Origin of the sequence: Rodentibacter trehalosifermentans, from assembly GCF_002000545.1 — a bacterium.
Taxonomy (GTDB): domain Bacteria; phylum Pseudomonadota; class Gammaproteobacteria; order Enterobacterales; family Pasteurellaceae; genus Rodentibacter; species Rodentibacter trehalosifermentans.
The window spans coordinates 34,228-41,705 of the sequence record NZ_MLHL01000068.1 but is presented as its reverse complement, the minus strand read 5'-3'; the positions used below and the strand labels follow the sequence as shown (position 1 = coordinate 41,705).

6 protein-coding genes are annotated in these 7,478 nt (G+C 40.2%); 2 read left to right on the top strand and 4 right to left on the bottom strand.

What is annotated here, in order from left to right:
* From BKK52_RS11275 to malK, 4 genes are all read right to left on the bottom strand, one after another.
* Positions 1-144: ESPR domain-containing protein (locus BKK52_RS11275; protein ID WP_208606161.1), on the bottom strand; the 144-nt coding region annotated here is incomplete at its 3' end.
* Positions 145-742: 598 nt separating this feature from the next.
* Entirely contained in the window at positions 743-1,636 is an 894-nt protein-coding gene (gene malM / locus BKK52_RS11270) for a maltose operon protein MalM (protein WP_077478707.1), read from the bottom strand.
* Between the two features lie 60 nt (positions 1,637-1,696).
* Positions 1,697-2,968: a maltoporin gene (locus tag BKK52_RS11265; protein ID WP_077478706.1), complete on the bottom strand. Its 1,272-nt coding sequence runs from the start codon at positions 2,966-2,968 to the stop codon at positions 1,697-1,699.
* Between the two features lie 83 nt (positions 2,969-3,051).
* Complete coding sequence (malK, locus tag BKK52_RS11260) at positions 3,052-4,194, bottom strand: maltose/maltodextrin ABC transporter ATP-binding protein MalK (protein ID WP_077478705.1); 1,143 nt, start codon at positions 4,192-4,194, stop codon at positions 3,052-3,054.
* Between the two features lie 380 nt (positions 4,195-4,574).
* Between malK and malE the strand changes: the two genes are divergently transcribed.
* Both malE and malF read left to right on the top strand, forming a co-directional pair.
* Entirely contained in the window at positions 4,575-5,762 is a 1,188-nt protein-coding gene (gene malE / locus BKK52_RS11255; protein ID WP_077415668.1) for a maltose/maltodextrin ABC transporter substrate-binding protein MalE, read from the top strand.
* Positions 5,763-5,923: 161 nt separating this feature from the next.
* Entirely contained in the window at positions 5,924-7,474 is a 1,551-nt protein-coding gene (gene malF / locus BKK52_RS13395) for a maltose ABC transporter permease MalF (RefSeq protein ID WP_143531416.1), read from the top strand.
* The last annotated feature ends 4 nt before the right edge of the window (positions 7,475-7,478 follow it).

Here is a 7,478-nt window from a genome sequence, read left to right as displayed (position 1 = left end):
AAGTGCGGTCAGATTTGATGTTGTTTTTATTTCCGCACCAAGATTTTCATTCGCCGTTTTGCGTTGGGATTTTGCGAGTTCAGACACCACAACAAGCTGATTTAACACACGGCTGAAGATAACTTTATAGTGATTTTTATTCATGAGATTTCCTTTAAAATGAAATGAGGTAAGATAGTATCCGTTTAAGTTTTTGCTTCACACAGGTTACGTTTGCTGACCTTGTAAACAAAAGTGCGGTTGATTCTCAAACTGTTTTAAAGCATGTTAAAAATCAACCGCACTTTTTCAATCACAGCGCAATCTCATCCAAAGATCGCCCGAAACTTGGTATAAATACCTGTAAGCAAAAGTAGTGTGTCAATGATAAATTATTCATACCCTTTTGTATATTGTACTTAATATAAAATAGTAATAACCCCGATTATCTGCATCTCGCACTCACTCTAGGCAATAAATCGAATCGTAGCAATGAAAGCAGATAATTTCCATCACCAAAACAGAAAAATTTCCGGGCTAAAACCCAAATGTAAGGGGTATGATGAACGAAAATTTTATTTATTGTGGTATTGATGCAGCTAAGCGGAGCTTTGTGATTGGTTTATTCAATCGAAAACACACAAAAAAGGAAGAGAACAATCCTAAGGGAATCGATCGCCTATGCCAGTGAATACCTTAACGGTGATGATTCAATAAAAAAGCCACCTTTTAAAGGTGGCAAAATTTAAGCAGCAAAATCGCATTATTTAGATGAAACCTGTTGTAAGAAAATTTTTCGTGGTGAAGTTAAACCGAGTTTTTCCGCTTCATTAACAAGATTTAATGCACGGTTTACATCATTTTGTTTTAACGCATTGGTGACTGCTTGTTTGAAATAGGCTTCCGTTTCTTTATCTACGGCAGTAACAACGGCTTTCGTATTTGTTGTCGTTTTTTGTACCGGTTGTGAAACGGCTTGCCCTACCGGTTGGCTTGGTTCGCTTTTCTTGCCGCTAAAAATCGCTGTTGGGATACCGATAAAGCGTGTGCCATCGGCTGCCGTTACATTGACACTGATTTCCCCGTAAGAGCTATGTTTTACTTCAATATCTGCGATTGCCGGCGGTTGTTTACCTGTAGCCTTGGCAAAACTTTTAGCCGGGTGCGGAACCATTGTGGTTTTTTGTACATCTTGTGCTGTGGTATAAACCAATAGATAAATATAATCTTGGTTTGGCGCTGGGGTTAAATTCAATTCTGCAACAAAACGATTAGGCTGTAATCCCCGCTCACCTTCAAATTTAAAATCTGAAGAAGAATAACGTGCTGCAATGTTAAATTGACTATCCAAAACAATGGCGCTCGGTATAAATACGTGATCTTTGGCAACCGGGCTGGCAATACGGATTTCCAGTGTGCCTTGATTGGCGGGAATACGATATGCCGCAACCGGGCTTTCCATACCGGCGAATGGCACAATGAAATTCTGTTTTTGTTGGGCGTTTAATGTGGTGGTGAGTGTTTCGGAGTAGGGAACATCTTTCCAATTTAATTGTGATAACACCGTAGAGTTAATATGATTCGGTGTTGCAGCGCTTGGCAAAACAACTAACATATTAGCCAATAGAAGTGCGGTAGAAAAAAGTGTTTTTTTCATATTAACCTCATAGACATAAACAGAAGGGGAGAGCAACTCCCCCCTATAATTAATCGGTGATTACCACCAAGCTTCAAATTGAACACCGGCAATAAATTCACTGTCTTTTGCTTTGTAGCCGGCAGCGGTACGCACATCGGTGTTGAATTTATCATTCCAATGGGCATAAGTACCGAAGACACGGATAGCAGGACGAGCCCAAATGCTTGAACCGGCTTGCCATTGTTGTGCAAGGGTTACTTTGGTCAGGTCATTTTTCTTACCGGTGGCTTGATCTTTAATACGATCATAACCCACTTCCACCAATGAACTCATTGTATCCGTCCATTTATACATTGGACGCACACCGGCAGAATACCACGTTTTACCTTGTTTGTTATCCAAGTCGGTTTTTTCATAAATTAACGCATACATCACTTCGATTTTATCTGTTGCGGACACCACACCTTGGTTGATTAAGCGAAGCATATGACCTTTATTATTGACTGAACCGCCTTGAGAATGTCCGGTACTCCAAGAAGTCATTGAATCTGTTGCGTATTGTGCAGTGAATTTATTGAAACCACCAAAAAATTCGCCTTGGGTATGTTCTAAAGTGACCATATAACCGTTTTTGCTTGCCCCTTGTTCACGGGATGCGTGGTTTTTGGTATGAGAATTGCCATAGTCAAAACCGATTTCTAAACGACCATTTTCACTGACTTTCAAATCAGCTAAACGAATATCAAAGACATCGTTATAAACATCTTTGTTTTTATCCTGACTAGAATCCCATTTTTTGGTTAAAGGGTTATATGTCCATCCGTAAGCCCCATCTCGCTCAGTATTACGGGTGACTGCTAGAGATAATTTACCAAAGCCTAAATCAACGTTTTCAACCCCTGCACCGGGACCGGAAATATCCCAGTAGTAGAAGTCGTTCATATGAACATCATGACGTTGATAGAAACGTTTACCTGCCCATAATGTTGCACCCGGTAAACTCTCTGCGAAGTTTTTAAATTGTACGTTGATTTCACGCAAAGCCGGGCTGGTATCTTCCCAATCGCCTTGTTGATTAACACTATAAGCCACATTGGAATCTAAATAGAAGGATTTATTGCCCTCTTGATAGAGCTCTTGCCCTAGTTTAAATTCCGCATAGGTTTCGGCTTCATTACCTAGACGGTATTTAGAACCGCCGCCATTGACTGTAAAGGCTGATTGCTCACCACCACCGGATGTCCAACCGATACCGGAACGGGCATAACCATGAAAATCAACCGCACTTGCGGATGTTGCCATTAATACGCCTGCAATTGCAGTTGCGAGTAGTGTTTTTTTGTTGTTCATAATAACTCTCTCTTTGTTATTGGTTAATTTAGGATCAAAATGAAAGCCGACAAGAATCCCATCCGTTCTTGCCGGGTAAATGTTTATACACCGATTTCTTTAAACAGACGGCGGCAAGCTGTGCCGTCTTCTTTAAATAAATGACAACGTTCCGGCATAATGCCAATCTCAATTTCATCGCCTTCCTCGACCAATACCACATCGTTTTGACGATAAACAAATATCGGTTGACGAATTTCCGGTATTTCAAGATGGATTTGGGTTTCGTGACCCAATAATTCCACGACTTGAACAATTCCACGTAAGCGAATTTCCGCTTGAGAGACAGGGATCACGTGTTCAGGGCGAACACCCAAAGATAACATTTCACCGACTTTTACCCCCTTGCCTTCCACCGGAACCCAGAAAGTATGATGATTAGAGTCAGGCAATTCCACACGGACACGTTCAGGCTCTACAGCGGTGACCCGTACCGGTAAGAAATTCATTTTTGGTGAGCCAATGAAACCGGCAACAAAGCGATTTGCCGGATAATGATAAAGTTCTAATGGTTTGCCGACTTGAGCGACATTGGTGGCGATATCAGGATTATTTCCAAGGGCTTGTAACACAACAATTTTGTCCGCTAAGGTCATCGCTTCCACCTGATCGTGGGTGACATAAATCATCGTACGGCCCAATTTTTTATGTAATTTGGAGATCTCAACCCGCATTTGTACACGCAAGCCGGCATCAAGATTTGAAAGCGGTTCGTCTAATAGAAAAACTTCGGGTTGTGAAACTAAGGTTCGACCAATTGCAACCCGTTGGCGTTGACCACCTGACAGTGCTTTAGGTTTTCGATCAAGTAAATGGGCAAGCTGTAATATTTCAGCGACTTGATTAACACGCTGATCCCGCTCTTCCTTGCTCACCCCCGCTAATTTCAAACCGAATGACATATTATCGGCGACATTTAAATGAGGATATAACGCATAAGATTGGAAAACCATCCCAATACCACGTTTTGCCGGCTCCACGTCGTTCATTCGCTTCTCGCCAATGAACAAATCACCGCTTGTAATATCTTCAAGTCCGGCAATCATTCGCAATAATGTTGACTTTCCACAACCTGAAGGTCCGACAAATACGACAAATTCACCTTCGTTAATTTCTAAATTAACATTTCTTGAAATGTGGATATCCCCATAGGATTTATTGACATTACGTAGTGATACATTGGCCATAACAAAACCTCATCAACATCAATTGTTTTCTTTGGGCATACATCATTGCCTATCTCGAGCGAGAAAAAATCATCCTTTTATCATTTTTTTGAGGATTAGAAGAAAAAAGTATGGCATTTTGCTATTTACAGGACTCGCGGAGAATAAAATGGATTTTTTTATTAATTCTTTGAGCTAGATCATATTTTATTATTTAAAAAATGTGATCCTTTTCACAAAACAAAAAAATATTAGAAATATTGCAGGATAATTCCGTGGGGGCGTAGATAAAGGGATGATAACAAAGGAGAATATTTATTGATAATTTGACCTCATTAAACAAGATTATCTTTCTATGTTTAACGCCCTAAATTTATTGATAAACTCTCAAGGAGTGTACTATGAGCAAAACATTGTTGAAATTCACCTTAACTGCTGTTGCAGGCTTGGTTTTATCTTCTTCCGTGATGGCTAAGATGACAGAAGGAAAATTGGTTATTTGGATCAACGGAGACAAAGGTTATAACGGACTTGCAGAAGTCGGTAAAAAATTTGAAGCTGATACCGGGGTGTCCGTTCTTGTGGAACATCCGGACAAATTAGAAGAAAAATTCCCACAGGTTGCTTCGACCGGTGATGGTCCGGATATTATTTTCTGGGCGCACGACCGTTTTGGAGGCTATGCGCAATCCGGTTTACTCGCCGAATTACAACCAAGCCAAGAATTTAAAGATAAATTTGTTGATTTCGCCTGGGATGCAGAAACTTATAACGGCAAAGTGATTGGTTATCCTGTTGCGATTGAAGCCTTATCACTTATCTACAATAAAGATCTCACACCTGAAGCACCGAAATCTTGGGAAGACATTTTAGCGCTAGATAAAAAACTGAAAAAAGAAGGTAAAAATGCGATTATGTGGAACTTGGCAGAGCCTTATTTTACTTGGCCTGTGGTTGCCTCAAATGGAGGTTATGCATTTAAATATGCTAACGGTCGTTATGATGCTAATGATATTGGCGTAAATAACGAGGGTTCACAAAAAGGGTTACAGTTTGTTGTGGATATGGTGAAAAACAAAGTGATCAATGCCGATATGGACTATGCGGTTGCGGAAGCGAGTTTTAATAAAGGTGAAACAGCCTTAACCATTAACGGTCCTTGGGCGTGGGGAAATATTGAGAAAAGTAAAATTAACTATGGTGTAGCAGTACTCCCAACATTAAATGGTCAAGCCTCTAAGCCGTTTGTTGGGGTATTGAGTGCCGGTGTGAATGCGGCAAGTCCGAATAAGGACTTTGCGAAAGAATTTTTAGAAAATTATCTGCTGACTGATGAAGGGTTGGCAACGGTTAATGCGGATAAACCATTGGGGGCGGTCGCATTAAAATCTTACCAAGCGCAATTGGCAAAAGACTCTCGCATCGCTGCGACAATGACAAATGCACAAAATGGTGAAATTATGCCAAATATTCCGCAAATGACAGCGTTTTGGTATGCAGAGCGTAGTGCGATTATTAATGCGGTCTCAGGTCGTCAAGATGTGAAAGCGGCATTGGATGATGCACGAGCTAGAATTCAAAAACAATAATCTTACTTCAGGCGGGTATATCACCCGCCTAGTCCGTCTTGGATATTCCCAAAAGTGCGGTCAAAATTATCGCTGTTTTAAGTTTGATTTTATTGGATAGGCACGCATTTTTTATATCACTTAAATGTGATAATTAATTTCTCAGCATTTCGAGGTGTATTATGCTAAAAAACATTGATCCCGCTCCATCGAAATTTTCTATGAACTGGTTAAAAATGCTATTAATCGGTGCTGTTCTCCTGATTGATTTTTATCTGGTTATGCTTATGTATTCTCGTGGAGAATATTTATTTGCACTTCTAACCCTAGTGATCCTCACATCCGGTGTCTATATTTTTAGCAGTCAAAAAGTCTATGCTTGGCGCTATGTTTTTCCCGGAATGATGGGAATGGTGATTTTCATTTTATTCCCGCTTGTTGCTACCATTGCGATTGCATTTACCAATTATAGTGGCACAAATCAGCTTTCTTTTGAGCGAGCCCTTAATGTACTAACCCAACAGCATTATTTTTCCGGCAGCAAATATGATTTCAAATTGTATCCGCAAACCGATGAACGTTTTCAATTGGTTTTACACAATAAAACTACAGATCAAGTTTTTGTTTCGGATAATATTTTATTGACCGACACCCCGGTAAATGTGGTAGAAAAAACGGCTCCGGAAGGAGAAAGTGCGCCATTAAAAGTAGTAACAAAAAATCGTTCTGCATTGCAAGCGATGACCGTTATATTGCCTGATGGAAATGAATTAACAATGAGTTCATTGCGTCAATTTTCAGAGCAAAAAATGCGTTACAACTATGATGAAAATACGCAGATTTTAACCAATAACGAAACCATGCAACGTTATCGTGCCAACGATGACAAGGGCTTTTTCCAAGCCATTAATGCCGCAGGAGAATGGGAAACTGAAACCCTAGAGCCGGGTTATACGGTGACAACGGGATTTCATAATTTTGTGAAAATTTTTACCGATGAAGGCATCCAAAAACCCTTTGTGCAAATTTTTATTTGGACAATTATTTTCTCGGTTTTAACCGTTGTGTTTACTGTAATTATTGGTATGGTGCTCGCTTGTATCGTGCAGTGGGAAGCATTACGGGGGAAAAGTATTTACCGCCTATTGCTGATTTTACCTTATGCCGTACCGGCGTTTATTTCTATTTTGGTTTTTAAAGGATTATTTAACCAGAGCTTTGGTGAGATCAATATGATTCTAAATAATCTTTTCGGTATCTCGCCGGAATGGTTTAATGATCCATTCCTTGCCAAAATAATGATTCTGATTGTGAATACGTGGTTGGGTTATCCTTATATGATGATTCTATGTATGGGATTACTCAAAGCCATCCCGCAGGATCTTTATGAAGCCTCCGCAATGGACGGAGCATCCACTTGGCAAAATTTTACTAAAATCACTTTCCCTCTCTTGTTAAAACCGTTAACGCCGTTAATGATTGCAAGTTTTGCCTTTAATTTTAATAACTTTGTGTTGATCCAATTATTGACTAACGGTCGTCCGGATATGATTGGCACCACCACGCCGGCAGGCTACACCGATTTATTGGTAAGCTACACCTATCGTATTGCCTTTGAGGGCAGCGGAACACAGGATTTCGGACTTGCCGCCGCCATTGCGACCCTTATCTTCTTATTAGTGGGGGGATTGGCATTGTTAAATATTAAAGCAACCAAAATGAAATTAGATTAGGAGA

What these genes read in the sequence shown, in the direction of transcription:
- malM (WP_077478707.1), bottom strand. Translation starts at nt 1,636, where the DNA reads ATGAAAAAAACACTTTTTTCTACCGCACTTCTATTGGCTAATATGTTA.
- BKK52_RS11265 (WP_077478706.1), bottom strand. Translation starts at nt 2,968, where the DNA reads ATGAACAACAAAAAAACACTACTCGCAACTGCAATTGCAGGCGTATTA.
- malK (WP_077478705.1), bottom strand. Translation starts at nt 4,194, where the DNA reads ATGGCCAATGTATCACTACGTAATGTCAATAAATCCTATGGGGATATC.
- malE (WP_077415668.1), top strand. Translation starts at nt 4,575, where the DNA reads ATGAGCAAAACATTGTTGAAATTCACCTTAACTGCTGTTGCAGGCTTG.
- malF (WP_143531416.1), top strand. Translation starts at nt 5,924, where the DNA reads ATGCTAAAAAACATTGATCCCGCTCCATCGAAATTTTCTATGAACTGG.